Below are 24,195 nucleotides of genomic sequence, written 5' to 3' on the forward strand. Positions count from 1 at the left end.
AGGCAGCCTTTCAACGTATGTTAACAGTTTGCGGCAAGACTCGGTCAGTATGAACAAGGTGAAGTACCCGCCTCGGGGCACGTATAGCGGGTACCCTTCTGAAACTGAGTGAGTGCAGGCCATGGACGATCTTCTCAGAGAGTTTCTCACTGAGACTTTTGAAAGTCTGGATGTTGTTGACGTCGAGCTGGTGAAGTTCGAACAGGAACCAAACAACGCTAAGATCCTCGACAACATCTTCAGACTGGTTCACACGATCAAGGGTACCTGCGGTTTCCTTGGTCTACCGCGATTGGAAGCAATCGCGCACGCCTCCGAGACCCTGATGGGTAAATTCCGGGACGGCGTGCCTGTGACCCCTGAATCTGTTTCCCTTGTTTTGAACTCCATCGACCGCATCAAGGAAATCCTTGGCGAGTTGGAGATGAGCAATGGTGTTGAGCCAGAGGGTGACGATCAGGACCTGATTAAGGAACTGGAGCGTCTTTCCTTGAGCGCCGACGCCGGCGAGTTGGGTGCAGATGCTGCCGAACCTGAAGAAGAAGCCGTTGCTGAAGGCGACGACGTTTATCAGGTTCTGGAACGCCCGCTGCGCCCGGGTGAAGTTTCCCTGGATGAGTTGGAACGCGCCTTCCGCGAGGCAGAAGTCGAAGTGGACATGCGCGTTGCCGTCAGCGATGACGACGAGGCGGAGCCTCAGGTCGAAGTGAAGGTCAAAGCCTCTGCCTCTGGCGAAGCGGCTTCAGGCGGGGCCTCTGTTGCCAAGGATCAGCCAGCCAAGAACAATGGCGGGCAGGGCGTTTCAAACCAGTCCATTCGCGTGGCTGTGGATACGCTAGAAGATCTGATGACCATGGTCTCCGAGTTGGTGCTGACCCGAAACCAGCTGCTGGAAATCGTTCGTCGTCATGAAGACAGCGAGTTCAAGGTTCCACTTCAGCGTCTGTCCAACGTGACTGCCGAGCTGCAGGAAGGCGTCATGAAGACGCGCATGCAGCCAATCGGCAACGCTTGGCAGAAACTGCCTCGAATTGTACGCGATCTTTCTCAGGAACTGTCGAAGCCGATCTCACTGGAGATGATTGGTGCCGACACCGAGTTGGACCGCCAGGTACTCGAGCTGATCAAGGATCCGCTCACGCACATGATCCGCAACTCGGCTGACCATGGTCTGGAAAGCCCCGCGGAACGTGTTGCTGCCGGTAAGCCTGAGAAGGGTGTGATCACACTCTCCGCTTATCATGAAGGCGGCCACATTCTTATTGAAGTCCGCGACGACGGTCGTGGTCTGAACCTTGCCAAGATCAAGCAGAAGGCTCTTGCGAACGGTATCACGACCGAGAGCGAGCTGGAGAAGATGTCGGATCAGCAGATCCAGAAGTTCATCTTCGCGGCAGGCTTCTCTACCGCATCTGCGGTGACCAACGTTTCCGGTCGCGGTGTGGGCATGGACGTTGTACGCAACAACGTTGAGATGATCGGTGGTTCCATCGACGTTCGCTCTCAGGAAGGGCGTGGATCGAGCTTCATCATCAAGATCCCGCTAACGCTGGCCATCGTTTCCACGCTTATCGTTGAGAGCCATGGCGATCGTTTTGCGATCCCGCAGCTCTCCGTGGTCGAGTTGGTTCGTGTTCAGTCGAACTCAGAACATCGTATAGAGCGCATCAAGGACCGTCCGGTTCTGCGCCTGCGCAACAAGCTGTTGCCGCTGGTTCCGCTGTCTCAGCTGCTCGGTTTCGAGAGTGAAGATCAGGAGCTGGACAAAGACAACGGTTTCATCGTTGTGATGCAAGTGGGCAGCCAGCGGTTTGGCGTTGTGGTTGATGGCGTCTTCCATACGGAAGAAATCGTGGTCAAGCCAATGTCTTCCATGCTCCGCAATCTGACCATGTTCTCCGGCAATACCATTCTTGGTGATGGTGCGGTGATCATGATCATTGACCCGAACGGTGTTGCTTCCGCCATGGCAAGCCACGCGTCTGGCGCGCTGGTGGAAGAGGTCGAGGAAAAGGCCGAAGAAATCAGCGAGAAGAAAGTGGACGGCGACGCACCAATCTCCATGCTGCTGTTCCGCGCCGGTTCTGCAGAGCCGAAAGCGGTTCCGCTGTCACTGGTTACGCGTCTGGAAGAGTTCGATGTTTCCAAGATCGAGCGCTCCAACGGCCGCGATCTGGTCCAGTACCGCGGAACGCTTATGCCGCTCGTCTACATCAACGAAAGTGCGCAGCATAAGAGTGAAGGCACACAGCCGATGCTGGTGTTCTCCGACTCCGGTCGCTCCATGGGTCTCGTGGTCGACGACATTGTCGACATCGTCGAAGATCGCATGAAGATCGAAGTTGTTTCCGAACGTGCGGGCATCCTCGGTTCCGCCATCATCAAGGAAAAGGCAACCGAGATCATCGATCTGGGGCACTACCTGCCGCTGGCCTTCGATGATTGGTTCATGCGCAAGGAAATGAGCAACCAGCCGACCGCGCGCAAGCTGCTGTTTGTGGATGACAGTGCGTTCTTCCGCAACATGCTTACGCCGGTTCTGAAGGCCGCTGGCTATGACGTGACCACATGCCCATCCGCTCAGGCCGCTTTCGAGCTGCTGGAAAAGGGTGAGGACTATGCGGCAATCGTCACGGACATCGAAATGCCTGAAATTAATGGCTACCAATTCTGTGAGAGCCTGCGTGGCGACACGCGCTTCCGTCATCTGCCGATCATCGCCTTGTCTGCGGTTGTGACTCCTCAGTCCATCCAGCAGGGCCGTGACGCTGGCTTCGATGACTACGTCGCCAAGTTCGACCGCCCGGGCCTCATCGCATCCCTCAAAGATGTGTTCACCAATGAAATGGGTGTGGCAGCATGAGCAACTTCGCAGGTTCCAATAACACTGAGCTGCTGCACGCCAGCAGCGAGTACATCCAGTATGTAACGGTCGTGATTGGTGGGCAGCTGTTTGGTCTGCCCATCTCACAGGTCCACGATGTTTTCGTGCCTGAAAAGGTGACCCGCGTTCCGCTGTCTCCGCCAGAGGTGGAAGGCGTTTTGAACCTTCGTGGCCGCATCGTCACAGCCATCAACATGCGTCGCCGGCTTCACCTGCCGCCGCTGGATGAAGACCAGAGCATGATGGCCGTGGGTATTGAATACAAGAGTGAGTCTTATGGACTCGTGATCGACTCCGTTGGAGAGGTGCTCAACCTGCCGACACACGAGCGGGAAGACAACCCATCCAACCTCGATTGGCGCTGGGCAGAGATTTCAGGCGGGGTGCATCGTCTTGAAGGGCAGCTCATGGTGATTTTGGACGTTGACAGTCTGCTCACTACGTTGATCGAACCGAAGGCGGCTTAAACAGCTGCGCAGCGTGATAAAGAGAGATATTCGATGAAGCACTGTTTGGTTGTTGACGACTCCAGCGTCATCCGCAAAGTGGCCCGCCGCATCCTTGAGGACATGGATTTTTCCATCTCCGAAGCTGAGGATGGTCAGCAGGCACTGGATGCATGCAAGGAGTCTATGCCAGACGCAATTTTGCTGGACTGGAACATGCCGGTCATGGATGGTCTTGAGTTCCTCAACAAGCTTCGTGAAGAAGAGGGGGGCGATGTGCCGCTGGTGGTGTTCTGCACCACAGAAAACGACGTGGCTCACATCGCCAAGGCAATCCGGGCTGGTGCAAACGAATACATCATGAAGCCGTTTGACAGGGACATCATCGAGGCGAAATTCCAGGAAGTTGGGCTTATCTAATAACCACAAGAATGGGTCCAGAAAACTATGCCCGATCGTTTCAGCACTGCTGCTTCTAATACCCCATCCTCGGGTCCTGCTAAGGTCATGATCGTTGACGATTCCGTCGTCATTCGTGGCCTTTTCGGACGCTGGATTGATGAAGATCCCGAGTTAACGGTGGTCGCAACACATCGCAACGGTCAGTTGGCCGTTGATGATATCGAACGAACCGACCCCGACATCGTTGTGCTTGATGTTGAGATGCCCGTCATGGACGGGCTCACGGCTCTGCCTCTGCTCCTTGCAAAGAAGCGCGGGCTTGTTGTGATCATGGCTTCGACACTGACCCGCCGCAACGCGGAGGTCAGCCTCAAAGCCTTGTCGTTGGGGGCAACGGAATACGTTGCCAAGCCGGAATCCACCAGCCAGACCACCACGTCTCTGGAGTTTCGTCACGAGCTTTTGCAGAAGCTCCGTTCGCTTGGTGAGCAGGTCCGTCGCACTCGTAAGCCTGATGCTTCGGCTCCGGCTCCTGCACCGCGGCGCATGCGCGCCGAAACCAGTGCAGGGCAGGTCGCATCCAGCGGTCTGCGCGGCGGTACTTCCGACCGCATCGACACACGGAAGGAAATGCAGAAGGCCCGTGCGCAGGCCTCTGGTGCCAAGGAAGGCATCAACCTGCGTCCGTATTCTTCTGCAGTGCCGCGCATCTTGGCAGTGGGCAGCTCTACGGGCGGTCCGCAAGCTCTGCAAACCATGCTGAAGGCTGCTGGGGCAAGCCTGAAGAAGGTTCCGGTGGTGATCACGCAGCATATGCCGCGCACATTCACCACCATTCTGGCTGAGCACATCGGTCGCGCCACTGGACTACCGTCCAAGGAAGCGGCAGACGGTGAGGTTTTGCAGCCAGGGCATATCTATGTGGCACCAGGTGGCCTGCATATGCGCCTTGCAAAGGCGGATGGCCAGGTGGTCGCCAAACTTGATGATGGGGAGCCCATCAACTTTTGTAAGCCCGCCGTTGACCCTCTCTTTGAGAGTGTTGCGGAAATCTTCGGCGCAGCCAGCTTGGCTGTGGTGTTGACGGGTATGGGCTCTGACGGCGCGAAGGGCACTGAGTTCATCGCGCATAAGGGGGGCAGTGTCATTGCCCAGGACGAGGCAACGAGCGTTGTTTGGGGAATGCCTGGCGCAGCAGTCAAGACCGGAAGTTGTTCTTCCGTTTTGCCGCTGGATCAGATCGGCCCGAAAGTAATGCGTATCTTCGAAGGGACGGCGAGATGACACCTTCTGAGTATGAGTTTTTAAAGCAGTTTCTGAAGAGCCGCTCCGGTCTGGTGCTGTCTGACGAAAAGCAATATCTGGTCGAAAGCCGCCTGGTTCCTGTAACCCGGCGCACGGGCCACAAGAACCTGAGCGCCCTGATTGCTGATCTGGGGCCACGTGGCAGCGAAGAGTTGAAGAACACGGTTGTGGAAGCCATGACGACCAACGAGTCGTTCTTCTTCCGGGATAAAACCCCGTTCGATCACTTCCGCAAGACCATGCTGCCTTCCATGCTCACCAACCGGGCTGGTTCAAAGCGGGTTCGTATCTGGTGTGCGGCAGCGTCCACCGGCCAGGAACCTTACTCCATCGGGATGTGTCTGCAGGAAGATCGCGGCAAGACCGGGGGCTTCCGGTTCGAGATCCTCGGCACGGACATTTCCTCCGAGGTCTTGGAAAAGGCTCGGATGGGCATCTACAGCCAGTTCGAAGTCCAGCGCGGTTTGCCAATCCAGATGCTGCTGAAGTTCTTCAGCCAGCAAGGTGAGTTGTGGCAGGTCGCACCGGAGCTACGGGCGATGGTGCAGTGGCGTAAGCTGAACCTGTTGCAGAACTTCTCCCATCTGGGTGAGTTCGACATCATCTTCTGCCGAAACGTGTTGATCTATTTTGATCAGGATACCAAGCGCGACATTCTTCAGCGTCTTGCCAAGCAGATGCCGAGCGACGGTTTCCTCGTCTTGGGTGCGGCTGAAACTGTTGTCGGCCTCACTGACGCGTTCGAGCCGGTTCCGGACCACAGAGGCCTCTATCGGCCGCGCAAGTCCGCTACGACCACGCGAGCGCCTCTGGGAACGACATCGCCAGCGCAGCCTGCCAAGGGGCCGGTTGATCCGCTGAACAGCCCAGCTTTCCAGAAGCTGCGTGCTCTCAGGGGCTAACAAGCCTCACGAAAACAACAAGCGAGAGGGTCGGCAAGCGCCGGCCCTTTTTGTTTTCACGATTACGTTACCGGCACATTGCCATCTCTATCTTGCTCTACGTTAGGGGAGTGCGTGCTTGATTGCGCGCCTTGGTTGGCTTTCAGAGATGCGAAAACGCACCGAAAGCCTCCTGAGCCGAAGTTCCTTTCCAAAGGCCGGAGCATTTTACCCATGACAAACCTTCGTATCGAGATTTCACGGCGGGCTGCCCTCTTGGGCGCCGGGGCTGCCGCAGTTGGCAGTACGGCTGGCGGTATTCTGCCTGTCGCGGCTGCCCAATCGGCAGCTCAAGGCAGTGTGGCGCCGTCCGCATCCTATCAGGTGGGCGACTTCAAAGTCGCAACCTTGCTGGATGGGGCCGTTACCGCTGGAGAGCCGCAGAAAACATTCGGCATGAACCAGAGCGCCGAAGACTTTGCCGCTGCATCTGCTGAAAACTTCATCCCCGCCGATGCCTTCAAAGCGTTCTTCACGCCAACCGTGGTGGATACCGGGAGCGACGTGATCCTGTTTGATACTGGCGTTGGAGAGGGAGGGCGCCCGGCACGCGGTAACATGCGGGCCGCCTTGGCTGGTGCTGGCTATACGCCGGAGCAGGTGACCGTTGTCGTGATTACACATATGCATCCAGACCACATTGGCGGCATGATGGAAGCGGGCGCAGCCGCGTTTCCCAACGCCCGCTATGTGACGGGGCGTGTCGAGTATGACTTTTGGTCCAAGATGGATCCAGAATCCAATGGTGTTGCCAAGCTGGTCGACAGCAACGTTAAACCATTTTCTGAGAAATTGACCTTTCTTGATGATGGCGGGTCAGTTGCGTCCGGGGTCACAGCTATCAGCGCTTTCGGCCACACGCCGGGTCACATGATCTACCTTCTGGAATCTGGTCCGGACCGGCTGGTCCTCATGGCGGACACGGCAAACCACTATGTTTGGTCTCTGGCCTACCCGGATTGGGAAGTGCGGTTTGACATGGACAAAGAAGCTGCCGCAAAGACACGCCGCATGGTGTTCGACATGCTGGCTGCCGAGAAGACGCCTTTTGTTGGCTATCACATGCCGTTCCCGGCGGTGGGCTACGTGGAGAAGCGCGACAGCGGTTTCCGCTATGTGCCAGCTTCTTATCAGTTCCAGCTCTAAGGCATTGCAAACAAATAAAAACCCCCGGCACCAGGTGTCGGGGGTTCTCAAAACTCTTTAAGAAAAATGCGGCTTAAGCAGCCTTTTCTTCAGGCTCACGGAGAACATAACCGCGGCCCCATACTGTTTCGATGTAGTTCTTGCCAGAAGCAGCAGAAGCGAGCTTCTTACGCAGCTTACAGATGAACACGTCGATGATCTTCAGCTCAGGCTCGTCCATTCCACCGTATAGATGGTTCAGGAACATTTCCTTGGTCAAGGTGGTGCCCTTTCTCAAGGAAAGCAACTCAAGCATCTGATACTCTTTACCGGTGAGATGAACGCGCTGACCGTCAACCTCAACAGTTTTGGTGTCCAGATTCACCGTCAAATCACCGGTGACAATCACAGACTGAGCATGACCCTTCGAGCGACGTACAATCGCGTGGATTCGGGCGACCAACTCGTCCTTGTGGAACGGTTTGGTCATGTAATCGTCAGCACCGAAGCCGAGACCACGTACCTTGTCCTCGATACCGGCAAGGCCGGACAGGATCAAAATTGGTGTTTTGACCTTTGACACACGTAGCGTGCGCAGCACCTCGTATCCGGACATGTCCGGCAGGTTAAGGTCAAGCATAATAATGTCATAATCGTACAGTTTGCCGAGGTCGATGCCTTCCTCGCCAAGATCTGTCGTGTAGACGTTGAAGTTTTCAGACTTCAGCATCAGCTCAATGCTTTGGGCTGTAGCGCTGTCGTCTTCGATCAACAATACACGCATGCTAATCCCCTCGTGTTGCCTTTCCTGGGCAGTCGCGCCGGCCAATAAACGCGAACCGTTGCGAAGGAATACTGGAACCCCGACTCATACCATGAGTTATGGTTAACAGAACTCGATTCGCGCAGGCAAGCGCTTTGACACCGCCGGTTTCAGTCTTCTGAGGACAACCCCTAAGGATCCATGTGTACACCCTGTAGCCACACACAGTGTTGTCCACTACTGAGAACCCGCAGAACGCGCGTGACCCCCTACAAAAGGGCTGCCAGCTGCTAAAACTCTCTGCATTAAGATTAACCATAACCGTAAACGATCGGTTACCATCTTCGAAAATGATTAATAGGGAATCAGTCGTGCAATCGCTCTTCACCGAGATAGAACAATGCCTTCCGGTCGAAATTTACGGTACCGTGGAAGCAGTTAAGGGGTTGCTGGTCGAAGTGGCAGGCCCTGTGCACGAGATGAGTATTGGGGCCAGAGTCCTATTAGAAATCAGGGAGAACGCAACGTCAGTGCAGGCCGAGGTGGTCGGTTTTCGCGACGGAGTTGCGCTCTGTTTGCCCTATGGAGGCGTCGAAGGCATCGGGTTGGGGGCCAAAGCGCGACTCGTTTCCCGTGAGAGCATCGTCCATCCAAGTCGCACCTGGTTGGGACGGGTTGTTAACGCTTTGGGAGAGCCCATTGATGGTAAAGGACCATTGCAATTTGGGAGCACCCCCATGTCGTTAAGACAATCTCCCCCTGCGGCAGCTGAAAGAAGGCGGGTGGGTGGCCCCCTTGATGTGGGCGTGCGAGCACTCAACACCTTCATTACGTGTTGCGAAGGACAACGTATTGGCATCTTTGCCGGCTCTGGCGTCGGCAAGTCGGTGCTCATGTCCATGCTGGCGCGAAATGCTTCTGCCGATGTCTCTGTCATAGGCCTGATTGGTGAGCGTGGCCGAGAGGTTCAGGAGTTCATCGAGGATGATCTGGGAGAAGAGGGGCTGGCGCGATCCGTTGTTGTGGTGGCCACCTCTGACGAGAGCGTGTTGATGCGCCGTGCGGCGGCCTATCTTACAATGACGCTCTCTGAGTATTTCCGAGATCAGGGCTCCAATGTTCTATGCATGATGGATTCCATCACCCGCTTTGCCATGGCTCAGCGCGAGATTGGTCTTTTTACTGGCGAGCCGCCCACCTCAAAGGGGTACACGCCGACCGTGTTCACGGAACTGCCGAAGCTTTTGGAGCGCGCTGGTCCGGGCCGGGTTGGCACGGGCTCCATCACCGGGCTTTTCACAGTGCTGGTTGAAGGCGATAATCACAATGAGCCGGTGGCTGATACGGTGCGCGGCATTCTGGACGGTCACATTGTAATGGAGCGTGCCATTGCCGAGCGAGGCCGATATCCGGCAATCAACGTCCTGAAATCCGTGTCGCGCATGATGCCACGCTGTGTGCCGGAGGAGATGCGCCCAATCCTGCGAAAAGCGAAAGCTCTGATGGCTACATATAATGACATGGAAGAACTCATCAGACTCGGCGCCTATCAGAAGGGCAGCGATTCGGATGTGGACGAGGCAATCCTCAGGAATTCACAGATTGAGGCCTTTTTGGGACAAGAAAAACACGAAAAAACGAGTTTGAGTGCCGGTTATGAGCAGCTTGCTCACCTTTTGGAAATGACTCCTGCGTAAATTCCATCGGGTTAAGGGAGTATTGCGTATGAAAAACCGTCAGGGCCTTATCAAGCTTAAGCGGTTCCATGTTGACGAAAAACGTCGACAGGTAACCCAAATTGAAACGATGCTTGCCGATTTTGATCGGATGGCAGAAGAGCTGGATACCCAGATCAGCAGTGAACAGCAGCGCGTTGGAATCGACGATGTTGCTCACTTTGCCTATCCAACCTTCGCCCGTGCCGCCGCTCAGCGCCGCGATAACATCATGAACTCGGCCAACGAGCTGAAGGAACAGCTTTCCAAGGCACAGGACGAGCTCAAGGATGCCATCGCCGAGCTGAAGAAGGTTGAGCTGATGCAGGAGCGCGAGCTCAAGCGCGAACGCGACGCCTTGGAAGCGATCGAGCAGGACAACATGGACGAGATCGCCGGGCGTTTTGCGTCTCGCTGATTCGGTTCAACCTCTGCACTTCCTTGCAGCCAACCTCTGCGGAGGTTGGCCTGACAGACGAGATTGCTCCTTTTAGACCTTATTGCTGGCACGTTGATGCTGCGGGATGCCCTTGCGTGACCCGCATCGCTTCTCTACACCCGGTTGTACCCATGTCTCTTCCGGGGAAGATAACGTGATGCTCGCAGTTCTCGGCCTTTTGCTGCCGGTCATGTCCTTCAGCTTTGCGCTCGGCCTAACGTTGCCGTTGTTGCGCATGGAGCGACTTTATTTCTTGCAGGATACGCCCTCTCTTCTGGAGGTCATTACCGGCCTTTTTGCCGAGGGAGATCAGGCCTTGGCTCTTGTGATCTTCCTGTTCTCTGTCCTGCTTCCCGGATTGAAGATTGTTGTGTTGCATCTGGCCTGCCTGCAGCGCCGAGCCGGGTGGGCGCTCAAGGCGCTCTCAACGCTCGGCAAGTGGTCCATGATGGATGTCATGCTGGTTGCCCTCGTGATTTTTGCCGCCAAAACCAGTGGTCTTGCAACAGCCAGCGGGTTGCCGGGGCTGTGGTTTTATGGTGCCGCGGCGCTTCTTTCTGCCGTTTCAGCGCCTTTGTGTTTGCGGGCGGTGCGCACCTCATGACGTCCTTTGCGGGCTTGTGTTTCCGGCAATGCGATCTGCACAAATTGTCCTGCAAGTTTCATTCGGCACTGGCCTTTTGCAGTGCATCCTGTTAAACGGACAATGATATATCACAGGTGGGCATCGATGGGCTACAGTCCGCCTGATGACCAAAAACACGGGACGAGGAGTGCGGCACAATGCTAAGCGGGCGACATCTCATTAACGGCGAAGCGGTTGAGAACAAGGAGCGGTTTGCCGCCATGGAAGCGGCAACGGGCCTTGCCACGGATCGGCTTTATTGTGAGGCCAGCCAGGCGGATGTCGAGGCAGCTGTGATCGCAGCTGAAGCTGCGTTTCCAGCTTACGCGGCGACCAAGGCTGCGCAGCGGGCTGCTTTCCTGCGCACCATTGCCGATGAAATTGAGGCTCGGGGCGAGGCAATCACCAAGATCGCCATGATTGAATCTGCGCTTCCTGAAGCGCGCCTGAACGGGGAGCGAGGCCGCACAACTGGCCAGCTCCGCTTCTTTGCCGACTACATTGAAAAAGGTGAATGTTTCGACCTTCGGGTCGATCCCGCATTGCCAGACCGGGCACCAATGCCCCGTCCGGATCTGCGTTTGATCAACCGCCCCATTGGACCCGTCGCCGTGTTTGGTGCCTCGAACTTCCCATTGGCGTTCTCTACTGCGGGCGGAGACACAGCATCTGCGCTGGCAGCGGGTTGTCCTGTGGTCGTGAAAGGCCATCCGGCGCATCCTGGAACCTCTGAGCTCGTTGCTGAGGCGATCTTGGCCGCGATGGAGAGCTGCCGTATGCCGTTGGGCACGTTTGGTCTCATTCAAGGCGCGGGACATCAAAGCGGCGCGGCACTGGTCGCCCATCCTCTCATCAAGGCGGTCGGGTTCACTGGGTCGCTGCGGGGCGGGCGGGCCTTGTTTGATATCGCCGTGTCACGTCCTGAGCCGATCCCGTTTTATGGGGAGTTGGGTTCCGTGAACCCTGTCTTTCTGTTTCCAGAAGCGCTTACGGCACGTGGAGAGGAAATGGCCAAGGGCTGGGCGGCATCGCTCACCATGGGTGTTGGTCAGTTCTGCACAAATCCGGGCGTTGTTGTCGGCGTTGAGGGAGAGGCTCTTTCCACTTTCGTCAACGTGGCGACAGAGGCGCTGGGCGCAGTAGGGCCGCAGCCCATGCTCACTGGCGGTATCGCGCAAGCATATGATGGTGAGGTCAACCGCCGAGCCGGGGCGTCGGATGTGATTGCCCTGCTGCCGCCAAAACCAAGCGAAGGCTGCGCGGTGTCGCCTGCGGTCTTCAGTGTGGCTGCCGACCAATGGCTTTCCGATGAGAGCTTACAGCAGGAGGTTTTCGGCCCTGCTGCTGTGGTGGTGCGGTGTAAGGATGTCGCAGAAATGTTGGCCGTTGCGGGGGCGCTGGAAGGGCAGCTTACCGCCACCTTGATGGTCGACAGCGGAGATCTTGGTGCCGCACGCCCATTTGTGCCAGTGCTTGAGCGCAAGGCTGGGCGTTTGTTGTGTAACGGTTTCTCGACAGGCGTTGAGGTTTCTCATGCCATGATGCATGGCGGTCGGTATCCGGCTTCCACCGATGTGCGCAGCACCTCTGTGGGGTCCAAGGCAATCGAGCGCTTCTTGCGCCCCGTCAGCTATCAGAACTTCCCAGAAGCCTTGCAGCCTGATGAAATCCGCGATGGCAGTGGTCTGCCACGCCTGCAGGACGGGTCCAGACAGCTTTGATCCGGAGGTTTTTCGCGTTGCGTTCCCCGGTTTCTTAGGGGCTGCGCTCCAGAATGTGCGGTATTAAAGAAAGAACAGCGGCGGCTTCATAATGGAGCCGCCTTTTTGATTTCTTTACAAGAAATCCAATATCTGCCACTCAGTGGAAACGAGTATCTGGGCGGCCCGGCCGCCTAACATGAACAGAGGTCCCTCCGTTGTTCGCAGTCCGCACCTTTCTAAGTCTCCTCGCAGTCCTGTTTGTTGTAGCTGGCCCAGTCAGTGCCCAGCAAACGCCCGCTTCGACAGATCCTGTAACCGAGCAACAGGCCGTACCTGCTGATGATGGGGCGGCCGTTGAGGCGCTCATCAAGGTGCTGCAAGACCCGGCGCAGCGAGACTCGCTGATCAAGTTTCTTGAGCAGAATGCCGGCACAGGTGAGGCGACAGGGCAAGGGACCGCACCAGCCACCGACGGCACCAATGCCCAACCCGCAACTGGTGCGCGGGCGGCGTCAGGCACCAACGGAACGGCGGATGCCGCCGCTGACGCTGGCACACCGGCGGCGGATGCGGAAGGCAGCACACCGAGTGAGAACGTGGGGCAGGTCACCACATCTCTGGTCGCGGCTGTCGGGGAATCTGTGCGCAAGTTCGGCGCAGAGCTGTGGGACATTCTCTTGCGCATCTGGTCCGGTCTTTCCGGGTATGAGCGAATTGTCGAGAACCCCAGAGATGTGGACCCGGATCGCTTTGTTGATGGATTCCTCGGCTTGCTGAGCGTTCTGGTGCCGGGTTACGTGGCGCTCATGATCATGCGGCGCGGCAGTCTGCGCCTTTTTTCAAGTATTCAAAAACGCTATGCCGCCGGCAACTGGTTTCACCGCAGCGGCTATCTGTTGTTCTCAACCGGTATCGAGGTGGTGAGTGTGTTCATCGCCTCAGGGCTGGCGTACTTCGTGTCTATAGCGATCACGCCCAACACGGACCCTTTCGTGTTCAACCGCGTTGAAGCGCTGACCCTCAACGCTTTCTTCCTGGTTGAAATGTCCCGTGTGGCGCTGCGTTTCGTGTTCGCACCGCATCGCCCCAAGTTCCGCGTGCTGCCGTTTTCCGATAGTGAGGCGCGCTATTGGTCCCGCAAGCTGGCCTATGTGCTGATTGGCTTTGGCTATGGCGTTTCGGTATTTGTGCCGCTGGTGATGCTGAACTGGTCCTACAGTCTGGGAACCAGCATCCGGCTTACCGTGGTGCTGCTCTCGGTGATCTATCTCGCGGTCATCATCATTCGGTCTCGCGCGCGCGTGCAGGCAGAGATTGAGGACTTCACCGAAGCGCGGATTACCTCTGAAATTGCCCGCTCGCTCATGGTGCTGCTGTCCTACACTTGGCACATCCTTGCCTTGCTTTACATCTGGGCGATCTTTCTCGTTTGGCTCAGCCGCCCCTATCAGGCGACGCAGGAGATCTTCTACGCCAGCGCTTACACCCTCACCATTTTGATCCTTGCCACGTTCGCCACAGTAGGTGTTTCAAAGAGCATTCGCCGTGGGGTGAACTTATCGCCGCGTCTTGCACGCAAGTTGCCCACCATGGAATCGCGGCTCAACGCGTCTGTACCGGCCTTGCTCTCCATCCTTCGGGTGGCGATTGTGGGTGGTGCCCTCCTCGGCATACTAGAGGTCTGGGGTATCGGGGCGTTCTGGTCCTGGATCTTGTCTGGCGAAGGCAGCGAGTTTGGCAGCCGCGTTACGTCTGCAGTGATCGTCCTTCTGGTCGGCTTCCTGATTTGGGTCATCGCCATGTCGTGGATTGATCTGCGCCTTACTGATGCCGGCGGCCCCATGATTACGTCGCGGCGGCGTACGCTCTTCAAGTTGTTTTCCAATGCGCTGACCATCTTGCTGGTGGTCATGTTCGTGCTGCTTGCCATGTCAGAGCTGGGTGTCAACATCGGACCGCTCATTGCGGGTGCCGGTGTGTTCGGTCTGGCTGTGTCTTTCGGTTCGCAAAAGCTGGTGCAGGATGTGATCAACGGGGCCTTCATTCAGGTGGAAAATGCCATGAACGAAGGTGACTACGTAACCGTTGGCGGGGTGTCCGGCACGGTAGAGCGTCTCACCATTCGCTCTGTACGTCTACGAGACTTGGAAGGCATCACTCACACCATCCCGTTCTCTGCGGTGGATACAGTCTCCAACGCCACACGCGATTACAGCTACGCCCTTGCGGTGGTGGGTGTCAGCTACGATACGGACATCAATCTGGCCAAAGAGGCCATGCATGATGCCTTCAAGAAACTGCGGGATACGCCAAACGGCGCGGTTATTCTGGAAGATCTGGACATGCAGGGCGTTATCGCTTTTGGTGCCTCTTCCGTGGACATTCGGGCCCGCATAAAGACGCTCCCGGGCAGTCAGTGGGCCATCGGGCGTGCCTACAACGAGCACATCAAACGGGTCTTTGATGAGCGCGGCATTGAGATTCCATTCCCTCAGGTCACCTACCACTATGCCGAGGATGCGGAAAAGAAGGATAAGCCAAAGCCTCTGCCTGCTACCGGCAAAAAGGAGAGTGCGCCCAAAGCTGCTGCCGCCAAGGACGCACCGATCAAGACCGGAAAGCCACGCGTTCCCAACGAGGCGCTGCCAACCGAGGTTGATGCCGATGCGGATGGGGATGGATCACGGTAATCCCTCTATACTTTCATCTAGTGAAACAACAGAAAGCGGCTCCCTCGAGGGGCCGTTTTTTGTTTTTACGCAGGGGGTTGCTGCCTATTTGGGAGGCAGGCCAGCCTGGTTGTGAGTCATGGTAGATTTCGTTTTGTTTCGTTGACTTTCGCAAAGGCGCGCTTTATTTCGTAATTAAGCGTAAGAGGTTTCGCGTACTTTGGGTGCGACGAACATAATAAACACGAGGCGACACCGCGCCGGGGGAAACTATGGATCAGACCTTTGATCTTTTTGTCATTGGGGGCGGCATCAATGGATGCGGCATTGCACGGGATGCGGCAGGGCGTGGCGCTTCTGTTTTTCTGGCAGAAAAAAGCGACTTTGCTCAGGCCACATCGTCTTCCTCGACCAAGCTCATTCATGGCGGTCTGCGCTATCTGGAATACTATGAGTTCCGCCTTGTGCGCGAAGCGCTGATTGAGCGCGAAGTTCTTCTCAATGCGGCGCCGCACATCATTTGGCCGTTGCGGTTTATTCTGCCTCACCACAAGGGGCTCCGTCCGGCGTGGCTCATCCGGTTGGGCCTGTTCCTCTACGATCACCTTGGCGGGCGCAAGATCCTGCCGGGCACCCGCAGTGTCAGCCTGAAGGACGGTACCTACAAGGAAGCCTTGAAGCCGTTGTTCAGCAAGGGGTTCGAGTATTCGGATTGTTGGGTGGATGATGCGCGTCTTGTGGTGCTCAATGCCCGTGATGCGCAGGCAAAAGGTGCGGAAGTCCATCGCAACTGCGAAGTTGTCAGCGCCAAGAAAGAAGGCGCGCTTTGGGTCGTAAGTGTGCGCGATGCGCTTTCCGGTGAAACACGGGAAGTGAAGGCGCGGGCTCTGGTCAACGCAGCAGGTCCATGGGTTTCCAACCTTCTCAACCGGGCGCTGGGCCGGAATGAAGAATCCCGCGTGCGTCTGGTGAAGGGCAGTCACATCATCGTGCCCAAGCTTTACGAGCACGACCGTTGTTTCATCTTTCAGAACACCGATGGCCGTATTGTCTTTGCCATTCCCTATGAGCATGACTACACGCTGATTGGCACCACTGACGTAGACTATCAGGGCGACCCGGGAGAGGTGGCCATTTCCAGCGATGAGGTTTCCTACCTTTGCGCCGCCGTCAGCGAATATTTTGAAAAGCCGATCCGCCCGGAAGATGTGGTTCACACCTATTCTGGCGTGCGCCCGCTATACGACGATGGCGCATCAGCGGCTCAGGCGGCTACTCGTGACTATGTTCTGGACTATGAGCATCAAGCGGGAGAACCGGGTCTTCTCAATATCTTTGGCGGCAAGATTACCACGTACCGCCGCCTTGCCGAATCTGCCCTTGAAAAGCTGGTGGACTTTTTGCCAGCAGGTCAGAAGCCATGGACCGCCACGGCGGAACTTCCGGGAGGGGGCTTCTCGCCGCAAGAGTTTGAAAGCCAGCTGAAGGCGCTGAAGGTCCGGCATCCATACCTTAATGACCGGTTGGCGTGGCGTCTGCTTCGCTCCTATGGTCTGGACGCGCTGGAGATGCTGAAAGACGTGAAGTCGGAAGCAGATCTGGGCCAGCACTTTGGGGCAGGGCTTCATGCCGTGGAAGTGGAGTGGCTCAAGTCCAAGGAATGGGCCGTTGCCGCCGACGATATTCTTTGGCGGCGAAGCAAGCTGGGATTGAAATTCAGCGCCGAGCAGAAAGCCGCTCTTGCGGACTATCTCGCCGAAAAAGTCCACTAAAGAATATGGTCTGGAGGGTTGTATAACCCTCCGCCAACTCTGGACCTTTCTGGGTTCCTTCGATAATACCGTAGAAATTCGTAGAACAATAAGAAGCTGAAGAGGGAGGGGGTTCCTATGAGCGGCTGGATTCTGGCAATCGATCAGGGCACAACGTCCACGCGAAGCATCATCTTTAATGATGAGTTCGAATCCAAAGGCATTGGCCAAAAGGAATTCACGCAGCATTTTCCTCATCCGGGCTGGGTTGAGCACGATCCTGAAGATCTGTGGCGCACCGCTCTGGAGACATGCCGCGAGGCCCTCTACAACTCCAATCTGGAAGCCTACGACATTCACGGTGTGGGTATTACAAACCAGCGCGAAACCACGCTTGTTTGGGATAAGCTCACCGGCAAACCGGTTTACAATGCCATCGTTTGGCAGGATCGCCGTACCTCGGACTTTTGCGCCGATCTGAAAGACAAGGGTCTGGAAGAAGTCTTCATGCGCAAGACGGGTCTGCTGCTCGACCCCTATTTCTCTGGCACCAAGGTTTCCTGGATCCTCGACAACGTGGAGGGCGCGCGCGAACAGGCCGAAGCGGGAGAACTGCTGTTTGGCACGGTTGATACCTGGTTGATCTGGAAATTTACCGGCGGGCGCTCTCATGTGACAGATGCGACCAACGCTTCTCGAACGCTGCTGTTCAACATCGAGACCAACGAATGGGATCAGGAGCTTTTGGACATCTTGCGCATTCCTCGCGCCATGCTGCCGGAAGTGAAGGACTGTTCCGACGATTTCGGTGTGATCCCGGAGGAACTGTTTGGTGCTGCGCTGCCGATCCTTGGGGTTGCGGGTGATCAGCAGGCCGCGACCGTGGGCAATGCCTGTTTTTCCTCTGGCATGGTGAAGTCCACCTATGGCACGGGCTGTTTTGCTCTTCTAAACACCGGCGAAGAGCTGGTGCGTTCCAAGAACCGTCTTCTGACCACCATTGCCTACCGGCTGGATGGCAAGACCACTTACGCGCTGGAAGGGTCGATCTTCGTGGCGGGTGCGACCGTGCAGTGGTTGCGCGATGGGTTGGAAATCGTCGAGAAGGCTTCCGAGACACAAGGTCTTGCTGAACAGGCCGATGAGGAAAGCCAGGTTTACATGGTGCCCGCGTTTGTAGGCCTGGGTGCGCCCTATTGGGATCCGGATGCTCGCGGAGCCATCTTTGGCTTGACCCGCGCGACAGGCCGGGAAGAAATCGCCCGCGCCGCGCTGGAGAGCGTGGGCTATCAGACCGTTGATCTTATTGAAGCAAAGAATGCCGACTTCAAAGGCGGTAACGGCGATGAGATCGTCATGCGCGTTGATGGGGGCATGACTGCATCTGATTGGACCATGCAATTCCTGGCCGACATTCTGGGCGCGCGTGTTGACCGACCGGTGGTGCTGGAAACGACCGCACTTGGCGTTGCTTGGCTTGCGGGCATGCGTGCCGGGGTGTGGCCAAACATGGAGGAGTTTTCCAAGCGCTGGCACCTGGACCGACGCTTTGAGCCGTCCATGAGTGAAGAAGAGCGCCGTCAGCGGCTTGATGGCTGGCGGGATGCGGTTCAGCGCACGCGCTCTTGACGCCTTCACTTCCCCCAGGCCGTTCCCAAGCACCTGCCTCAACCGCAGGTGCTTTTTCTTAGGTTGTTTCTGGTGACTTGATTTGGTTCGGAATTTGGCGGAGAGGTAGATCCCCGAGTTTCCGATCAGGAGCCCCCCATGACCGACCAAGCCTCTTTTGAAGTTATCGCCGCAACGCCTTCGCTCGACGACTACATGCGCCTGCGTCAGGTGGCAGGGCTCTCCAGCTTTTCGCGAGAGGCAGCAGAAAAGGGCCTGCAGAATACATGGTTCGCGGTGGTGGTTGTCGCTGAAGGGCGGACAATTGGCATGGGCCGCATAGTCGGGGATGGTGGCTGCTTCCTGCAGGTGGTCGATATCGCTCTTGAGCCTGCTTACCAAGGGCAGGGCCTGGGCAAGCGCATTGTGAGCGCTCTTGTCAAGCACCTGAAAGCGCACGCAGACCCGTCTGCCTTTGTGAACTTGCTCGCCGATGTGCCGGCCAACCATCTCTACGCCAAATTTGGCTTCAAGGAGACAGCGCCTCACTGCCTCGGCATGGCGACTTCCGCACGAAATTTGTCGTGAGTCTCTCTTTCAAGGCTTTTGAAGGGATGAGATGCCATTGCTTGAGAGGGCTTCAACCAATCTCCAGCTTGCCCGCTTCATGGACGAAACCTATTGGTATCGTGGTGTAATTTTCCTCGATACCGGAAAACTGCCGCTAGAGATATATCAGAGACTTGACATTAGTGCTGGGCTCCTTCATTAACTCTGATATATCACAATATGAATGAGGCAGTGCTATGTGGCGTGGTGTTTATCCAGCTGTAACAACAAAGTTTACCGAGGATGATCGGCTTGATATTGCGGAGATGGAGCGGTGCTTCTCCCTGCAGATCGAGGCAGGGGTGGACGGAATCATCGTTTGCGGGTCGCTTGGGGAGGCGATGGCTCTTGAGCCGGAAGAGAAGATTGAAATCCTGAAAGTCGCCAAAAGCGTTGCGGGAGACAAACCGGTTCTGATGACCGTTTGCGAAAGCTCTACAGCGCGGGCTTGTCGCGCAGCGCTGGATGCGGCCGAGGCCGGGGCCAATGGCTTGATGGTTCTTCCGGGCGTTCCGTACCGATCCGCACCGCATGAAACCGTTGCACACATTCTGGCTGTGACCCGGGCCGCCGGTCTGCCTGTCATGGTCTACAACAATCCTGTTGCCTATGGTGTGGACGTTTCGCTCGACATGTTCGCAGAACTCGCCGAAGAGCCCCTCATTGTCGCCATGAAGGAATCCACCGACGACATCCGGCGCGCCACCGAGGTGTTCAATCGCTTTGGTGACCGCTTCGATGTTTTCACGGGCGTTGACAATCTGGCGTTGGAAAGCATCCTCATGGGCGTTCATGGCTGGGTTGCTGGTCTGGTTGTCGCGTTCCCAAAGGAAACCGTTGCCATCTGGAAGCTGGCTCAGGCGGGCCGGCTCGAAGAAGCCCGCGCGATCTATCGCTGGTTCCGCCCCTTGCTGGATCTCGATGTATCGACCAATCTGGTACAGAACATCAAACTGGCGGAAGTTCACGCCATTGGCTCTAGCGATCGTTGCCGCGCCCCGCGCATGGCCCTTTCTGGTGCTGAGCGTACGCGGGTTGAAACGGTGATAAAAACGGCCATGGCCTGCCGTCCAGAACTGCCGGAGCTATAACCATATGCGCCATATCCTCGTCATCGGAGCAGGAGTTGTTGGTCTTGCGAGTGCCATTCGGCTGTTGGAGCAGGGCCACACGGTGACACTGCTTGATCGGCGTGGGCCGGGAGAGGGGGCTTCGCGCGGCAATGCTGCCGGCATTGCCTGGACGGATGTTGCGCCCCTTGCATCTCCCGGCATTTGGCGCGACGTGCCGGGCTGGTTGTTCGATCCTCTTGGGCCGCTGTCGGTTCGCCCGGCCTATGCGCTGCAAATACTGCCATGGATGGTGCGTTTCTGTCTTGCCGCTCTGCCGTCAAAAGTTGCCCAGAGCACACAGGCCAAGGCCGCCCTCAATGGGGCCTCCTTGCCCGCATGGCAACGCCTTTGGCAGCGCACGGGCACGGCCCACCGGGTGCGCTATTCCGGCTGTCTTGATGTATATGATGATGACAAGCAAGTTGCTCGCGCCCGGCCCGGCTGGCAGCAACAGCGTGACTTCGGCATCGAGGTGGAGGAGCTGTCCGGGGCAGAGCTTCGGGAGCTGGAGCCTGACCTGTCTCAACGGGTCAAAGGCGGCGCGCGCTTGCCCGGATGGACCAGCGTGGATGAGCCCTTTTTGCTGTGCCAGGACCTTGCGGCTTTCTTTCAGGGGCAGGGAGGCATCATTCGCACCGCTGCGGTTGCGGCCGTTCAGCCGTCAGGCACCGGTGTCTCCGTTTCTCTGGAGGACGGCGAACACATTGAGGGTGATCATGCCGTCATCACGGCAGGGGCTTGGTCCAAGGCGCTCGCATCACGGTTGGGCGACCCCGTACCTCTGGACACGGAGCGGGGCTATAACACCACCATTGCCGATTCCGGTGTTGCTTTAAGTCACATGGTGATGCTGCCCGGGTACGGCTTTGCATTGTCGCAGCTTGCCACGGGTTTGCGCGTTGGCGGTGCGGTGGAGTTTGGCGGCCTCAAGCTGCCACCCAATTGGAAGCGTGCAGAGGCGCTTTTGAAGCGTGCCAAGACCATTCTGCCGGGCCTGCAGACTGAAGGCGGCAAGCAGTGGATGGGCTTTCGTCCATCCCTGCCAGACACTCTGCCGGTCATTGGGCCCTCGACCGCCAGTCCGCACATTACCTATGCATTTGGACATGGGCATCACGGACTCACGCAGGCCGCCATCACCGCAGATCTGGTGGTCGCGCTGGTGACTGCGGAGCGGCCCGCCTTATCATTGGAACCTTACAGCGCACAGCGGTTTTAAAGAACCTTGGGAGGGGTTATGGCGTCGAAAAGTTTCTTTTGTGTCGATGGGCACACCTGCGGAAATCCGGTTCGGTTGGTGGCGGGCGGCGCGCCCCTTCTGAAGGGCGCAGACATGCTGGCCAAGCGCGCCTTCTTCATGGAACATTACGATTGGATCCGCACCGGGCTGATGTTTGAACCCCGTGGCCACGACATGATGTCCGGGTCCATTCTGCTGGAGCCCACACGGGAAGATTGCGACGTGGCCGTGCTGTACATCGAGACCTCTGGCTGCCTGCCCATGTGTGGTCATGGGACAATTGGCACCGTTACCATGGCGTTGGAAGAAGGGCTGGTCACACCGCGTGAAGAAGGCGTGCTGCGACTTGAAACACCCGCCGGTGTTGTGACTGCGGAATACATCATGGAGGCGGGTTATGTAGAAAGTGTCCGCCTCACCAATGTGCCCAGTTTTCTGGCCGCTGAAGGCTTGCGCGTGCATGTGCCGGGTTTGGGTGAGGTTCATGTTGATGTGGCTTATGGCGGAAACTTTTACGCCATTGTTGAAGCGCAGGAGGCCTTTCCGGGACTGGAACATGTGAGCCCCTCCAACTTGCTGGACTGGAGCCCGCGTTTGCGCGCGGCCCTCAATGAGGCCTACGAGATGGTCCACCCGGAAGATCCCCGGATTTCAGGGATCAGCCACGTTCAATGGACTGGGGCGCCGACGGTGGAAGGCGCAAGTGCGCGCAACGCGGTGTTTTATGGTCACAGGGCGTTGGATCGAAGCCCCTGTGGCACGGGTACATCGGCGCGTATGGCTCACCTTTATGGCAAGGGGTTGCTCTCCGTGGGGGATACGTTCACCCACGAGTCCATCATCGGCTCCTTGTTTGTGGGCGGCATAAAGGAAGAGGTGAAGGTGGGCGACAAGGTTGGCATCATACCAACCATTGAGGGGTGGGCCCGCAAGACCGGGTACAACACCCTGTTTCTCGATGAGCGTGATCCATACATGAGCGGCTTCCAGTTGGGTGCCGATGGGGTCACTCATTTTCCAAGGCCAACTGATTCCCAGTAGTTCTTCTCTCTAACCCGACAAAAATCTCAGTATCTGGGAGTTTCTCACTCAGTAATACTGGGCAAACGCCGAAATCCGCTTCTGCATCAAGTTCTTATTGATAAGACTCCGTCTTGTTCAGTGAGCAGTGGTCGTCTCTGTGAATAGAAGCTACGCTTTTTACAGCTGTGTACTTCGAGGATTTTGGTTATGCCTGAAAAGATTGCTCTTGTTGGGATCGGCAAGATTGCCCGCGACCAGCATATTCCATCCATTCATGCGGACAAGGATTGGGAACTCGCTGCTGTTGCCAGTCGCAACGCCTCCCTTGATGGCGTTGACAATTTTTCATCCCTTGATGAACTTCTGGAAAAACGGCCCGACATTTCTACGATTTCTCTGGCCATTCCGCCGCAACCGCGTTTTGACTATGCTGTCAAAGCGCTCAAGGCGCGCCGCCATGTCATGCTGGAAAAGCCTCCGGGGCAGAGCCTTGCCGAGTGTTTCGAGCTGGAAAAACTGGCCAAGGAAATGGGCGTTACCCTGTACGCTTCCTGGCATTCTCGTGCTGCGGACTGCGTTCCGGATGCGAAAGACTGGTTGGCGGGCAAGACACTAAAATCCCTCAGGATCACCTGGAAGGAAGATGTGCGCCGCTGGCATCCGGGGCAGGACTGGATATTTGAACCGGGCGGGATGGGGGTTTTTGACCCGGGCATCAACGCTCTTTCCATCATGACGGAAATTCTTCCAGATCCGGTGCATGTACAGCAGGCAACATTGGCCTTTCCGGAAAACCGGGACACGCCCATCGCCGCGCAGCTCATGTTCCACCATTCCGGCGGCGCTCAGGTGACTGCCGAATTCGACTGGCTGCAGGAAGGTCTGCAAAGCTGGGACATTGAAGTTGAAACAGCGCAAGGCACAATGAAGCTGGCCATGGGCGGCTCCAAGATGTTCATCAATGACGAGCTGGTCAAGGAAGGGGCGGATCATGAATACGCCAACCTTTATCGCCGGATGGCGGAGCTGGTGCAGGCGGAAGAAAGTGATGTGGACCTGTTACCGTTGGTGCATGTGTCTGACGCCTTTGCCTTGGGCCGCCGGGTGACTGTTGCGCCCTTTGAATTTTAGCGCCTCTTCAGCCCCTGTGTGATTAGCGGCAACGCCCGCCTCCCATGCAGGGGCGCGTCTCTGCCTCCGCCTCACTCTCTCGGTTGTCATCCTTGGCTCTGCACGTTCTCTGGCTCTCGGCGTCATCCCGGCTTCGCAGCGGCTTGTTGGTTTCGCGCTGGATACCGGATCTGCGTCTCGCTGCGCTCACCTTATCCGGCATGACGGTGGTGGGGTGGTCGGATACCTGCTTGTCACTGCTTCCGCCTAAGGCCCGCCCGCTGGGCGTTCCGACCGACCACTTCACCTCCTCTCCAAAGTGGCTCATCGCGGTCACCCTACTTCTGCCTGACACTCAGTTGGTCACCCCACCTCCGTCTTTCTCGGCTGTCATCCCGGGCTTGACCCGGGATCCAGTTGTGTGTGGTTCGGCAGGTGAGGGCGGTGGTTAGCCAGTGTCTTCAGGAGCGTTTCTGTATTCACGTGCGTTGATGCTTAAAATCCGTGTTTTGTTCAAAGCAACGCAAATTGAACGCATGGGTTATCCCCGCTGGGTCTGGTGTTTCGAGTGCGGTAACATCACGGTCAGTTGCGGTCGTAGCAGGGGGATGTCTTTTGTGCGGGCAGCGGCTCTTCTTCCTCTCCTCTGCATAATTGCATTGTTCTGCGGCGAGAGGAGGAGAGGGGGATAAGCTCTTCGCGCTTGGTTCAGGCGAACCTTCCAT

The 24,195-nt window shown here is 57.0% G+C and carries 21 protein-coding genes; 19 read left to right on the plus strand and 2 right to left on the minus strand.

From position 1 onward, the window contains the following. The first annotated feature begins 121 nt into the window (after positions 1 to 121). The 6 genes from PUV47_RS18590 (at position 122) to PUV47_RS18615 (ending at position 7,124) form a co-directional block, all read left to right on the plus strand. Complete coding sequence (locus PUV47_RS18590) at positions 122 to 2,863, plus strand: hybrid sensor histidine kinase/response regulator (protein ID WP_274220092.1); 2,742 nt, start codon at positions 122 to 124, stop codon at positions 2,861 to 2,863. Beyond that, positions 2,860 to 3,351 carry a chemotaxis protein CheW gene (locus tag PUV47_RS18595; RefSeq protein WP_274220093.1) on the plus strand — a complete coding sequence of 164 codons (492 nt, stop codon included), beginning with the start codon at positions 2,860 to 2,862 and terminating at the stop codon, positions 3,349 to 3,351. Before PUV47_RS18590 ends, PUV47_RS18595 begins: the two co-directional genes overlap by 4 nt. A 33-nt stretch (positions 3,352 to 3,384) precedes the next feature. After that, on the plus strand, positions 3,385 to 3,750 hold the full coding sequence (locus tag PUV47_RS18600) for a response regulator (protein WP_274220094.1): 366 nt from the start codon (positions 3,385 to 3,387) through the stop codon (positions 3,748 to 3,750). Between the two features lie 27 nt (positions 3,751 to 3,777). Next, positions 3,778 to 5,016, plus strand: a complete 1,239-nt coding sequence (locus tag PUV47_RS18605) for a protein-glutamate methylesterase/protein-glutamine glutaminase (protein ID WP_274220095.1) — start codon at positions 3,778 to 3,780, stop codon at positions 5,014 to 5,016. Next, positions 5,013 to 5,939 (plus strand): CheR family methyltransferase, encoded by a 927-nt coding sequence (locus tag PUV47_RS18610; RefSeq protein ID WP_274220096.1) that lies wholly within the window; start codon positions 5,013 to 5,015, stop codon positions 5,937 to 5,939. The genes PUV47_RS18605 and PUV47_RS18610 overlap by 4 nt, the downstream gene beginning before the upstream one ends. Before the next feature lie 213 nt (positions 5,940 to 6,152). Further along, complete coding sequence (locus PUV47_RS18615; RefSeq protein WP_274220097.1) at positions 6,153 to 7,124, plus strand: MBL fold metallo-hydrolase; 972 nt, start codon at positions 6,153 to 6,155, stop codon at positions 7,122 to 7,124. A gap of 73 nt (positions 7,125 to 7,197) precedes the next feature. On the opposite strand, the gene ctrA is transcribed toward PUV47_RS18615, so the two are convergent. Then, entirely contained in the window at positions 7,198 to 7,887 is a 690-nt protein-coding gene (gene ctrA, locus PUV47_RS18620; RefSeq protein ID WP_274220098.1) for a response regulator transcription factor CtrA, read from the minus strand. Between the two features lie 350 nt (positions 7,888 to 8,237). On the opposite strand from ctrA, the gene fliI reads away from it, so the two are divergent. From fliI to PUV47_RS18685, 13 genes are all read left to right on the plus strand, one after another. After that, complete coding sequence (gene fliI / locus PUV47_RS18625) at positions 8,238 to 9,563, plus strand: flagellar protein export ATPase FliI (RefSeq protein WP_413697841.1); 1,326 nt, start codon at positions 8,238 to 8,240, stop codon at positions 9,561 to 9,563. A gap of 28 nt (positions 9,564 to 9,591) precedes the next feature. Next, positions 9,592 to 9,999, plus strand: coding sequence for a flagellar export protein FliJ (fliJ, locus tag PUV47_RS18630; protein ID WP_274220100.1), 408 nt, complete (start codon positions 9,592 to 9,594; stop codon positions 9,997 to 9,999). Positions 10,000 to 10,177: 178 nt separating this feature from the next. Further along, a complete protein-coding gene (locus PUV47_RS18635) occupies positions 10,178 to 10,624 on the plus strand; it encodes a paraquat-inducible protein A (protein WP_274220101.1) in 447 nt (148 codons plus the stop codon). A gap of 179 nt (positions 10,625 to 10,803) precedes the next feature. Next, positions 10,804 to 12,366, plus strand: coding sequence for an aldehyde dehydrogenase (NADP(+)) (locus tag PUV47_RS18640; RefSeq protein ID WP_274220102.1), 1,563 nt, complete (start codon positions 10,804 to 10,806; stop codon positions 12,364 to 12,366). A gap of 197 nt (positions 12,367 to 12,563) precedes the next feature. After that, positions 12,564 to 15,038 (plus strand): mechanosensitive ion channel domain-containing protein, encoded by a 2,475-nt coding sequence (locus PUV47_RS18645; protein WP_274220103.1) that lies wholly within the window; start codon positions 12,564 to 12,566, stop codon positions 15,036 to 15,038. Between the two features lie 251 nt (positions 15,039 to 15,289). Next, positions 15,290 to 16,789 (plus strand): glycerol-3-phosphate dehydrogenase, encoded by a 1,500-nt coding sequence (glpD, locus tag PUV47_RS18650; RefSeq protein WP_274220104.1) that lies wholly within the window; start codon positions 15,290 to 15,292, stop codon positions 16,787 to 16,789. 117 nt (positions 16,790 to 16,906) lie between these two features. Continuing rightward, positions 16,907 to 18,397: a glycerol kinase GlpK gene (gene glpK / locus PUV47_RS18655; protein WP_274220105.1), complete on the plus strand. Its 1,491-nt coding sequence runs from the start codon at positions 16,907 to 16,909 to the stop codon at positions 18,395 to 18,397. A 138-nt stretch (positions 18,398 to 18,535) separates the two neighbouring features. Continuing rightward, positions 18,536 to 18,964, plus strand: a complete 429-nt coding sequence (locus PUV47_RS18660) for a GNAT family N-acetyltransferase (RefSeq protein ID WP_274220106.1) — start codon at positions 18,536 to 18,538, stop codon at positions 18,962 to 18,964. Positions 18,965 to 19,182: 218 nt separating this feature from the next. Then, entirely contained in the window at positions 19,183 to 20,076 is an 894-nt protein-coding gene (locus tag PUV47_RS18665) for a dihydrodipicolinate synthase family protein (protein ID WP_274220107.1), read from the plus strand. A 4-nt stretch (positions 20,077 to 20,080) separates the two neighbouring features. Then, positions 20,081 to 21,316: an NAD(P)/FAD-dependent oxidoreductase gene (locus PUV47_RS18670; RefSeq protein ID WP_274220108.1), complete on the plus strand. Its 1,236-nt coding sequence runs from the start codon at positions 20,081 to 20,083 to the stop codon at positions 21,314 to 21,316. An 18-nt stretch (positions 21,317 to 21,334) separates the two neighbouring features. Next, positions 21,335 to 22,378 carry a 4-hydroxyproline epimerase gene (locus PUV47_RS18675; protein ID WP_274220109.1) on the plus strand — a complete coding sequence of 348 codons (1,044 nt, stop codon included), beginning with the start codon at positions 21,335 to 21,337 and terminating at the stop codon, positions 22,376 to 22,378. A 189-nt stretch (positions 22,379 to 22,567) separates the two neighbouring features. Beyond that, positions 22,568 to 23,491, plus strand: coding sequence for a Gfo/Idh/MocA family protein (locus PUV47_RS18680; protein WP_274220110.1), 924 nt, complete (start codon positions 22,568 to 22,570; stop codon positions 23,489 to 23,491). A 92-nt stretch (positions 23,492 to 23,583) separates the two neighbouring features. Beyond that, on the plus strand, positions 23,584 to 23,922 hold the full coding sequence (locus PUV47_RS18685) for a hypothetical protein (RefSeq protein WP_274220111.1): 339 nt from the start codon (positions 23,584 to 23,586) through the stop codon (positions 23,920 to 23,922). A 27-nt stretch (positions 23,923 to 23,949) separates the two neighbouring features. On the opposite strand, the gene PUV47_RS18690 is transcribed toward PUV47_RS18685, so the two are convergent. Further along, positions 23,950 to 24,195, minus strand: a 246-nt coding sequence (locus PUV47_RS18690; RefSeq protein WP_274220112.1) for a hypothetical protein, incomplete at its 5' end; no start/stop codon positions are given.

Origin of the sequence: Pseudovibrio exalbescens (genome assembly GCF_028737195.1) — a bacterium.
Lineage (GTDB): Bacteria > Pseudomonadota > Alphaproteobacteria > Rhizobiales > Stappiaceae > Pseudovibrio > Pseudovibrio zosterae.

Coding starts and splice junctions, on each gene's coding strand:
- PUV47_RS18680 (WP_274220110.1), top strand. CDS start 22,568: ATGCCTGAAAAGATTGCTCTTGTTGGGATCGGCAAGATTGCCCGCGAC.
- fliJ (WP_274220100.1), top strand. CDS start 9,592: ATGAAAAACCGTCAGGGCCTTATCAAGCTTAAGCGGTTCCATGTTGAC.
- glpK (WP_274220105.1), top strand. CDS start 16,907: ATGAGCGGCTGGATTCTGGCAATCGATCAGGGCACAACGTCCACGCGA.
- glpD (WP_274220104.1), top strand. CDS start 15,290: ATGGATCAGACCTTTGATCTTTTTGTCATTGGGGGCGGCATCAATGGA.
- PUV47_RS18635 (WP_274220101.1), top strand. CDS start 10,178: ATGCTCGCAGTTCTCGGCCTTTTGCTGCCGGTCATGTCCTTCAGCTTT.
- PUV47_RS18600 (WP_274220094.1), top strand. CDS start 3,385: ATGAAGCACTGTTTGGTTGTTGACGACTCCAGCGTCATCCGCAAAGTG.
- PUV47_RS18615 (WP_274220097.1), top strand. CDS start 6,153: ATGACAAACCTTCGTATCGAGATTTCACGGCGGGCTGCCCTCTTGGGC.
- PUV47_RS18675 (WP_274220109.1), top strand. CDS start 21,335: ATGGCGTCGAAAAGTTTCTTTTGTGTCGATGGGCACACCTGCGGAAAT.
- PUV47_RS18590 (WP_274220092.1), top strand. CDS start 122: ATGGACGATCTTCTCAGAGAGTTTCTCACTGAGACTTTTGAAAGTCTG.
- PUV47_RS18660 (WP_274220106.1), top strand. CDS start 18,536: ATGACCGACCAAGCCTCTTTTGAAGTTATCGCCGCAACGCCTTCGCTC.
- PUV47_RS18640 (WP_274220102.1), top strand. CDS start 10,804: ATGCTAAGCGGGCGACATCTCATTAACGGCGAAGCGGTTGAGAACAAG.
- ctrA (WP_274220098.1), bottom strand. CDS start 7,887: ATGCGTGTATTGTTGATCGAAGACGACAGCGCTACAGCCCAAAGCATT.
- PUV47_RS18665 (WP_274220107.1), top strand. CDS start 19,183: ATGTGGCGTGGTGTTTATCCAGCTGTAACAACAAAGTTTACCGAGGAT.
- PUV47_RS18605 (WP_274220095.1), top strand. CDS start 3,778: ATGCCCGATCGTTTCAGCACTGCTGCTTCTAATACCCCATCCTCGGGT.
- PUV47_RS18595 (WP_274220093.1), top strand. CDS start 2,860: ATGAGCAACTTCGCAGGTTCCAATAACACTGAGCTGCTGCACGCCAGC.
- PUV47_RS18610 (WP_274220096.1), top strand. CDS start 5,013: ATGACACCTTCTGAGTATGAGTTTTTAAAGCAGTTTCTGAAGAGCCGC.
- PUV47_RS18670 (WP_274220108.1), top strand. CDS start 20,081: ATGCGCCATATCCTCGTCATCGGAGCAGGAGTTGTTGGTCTTGCGAGT.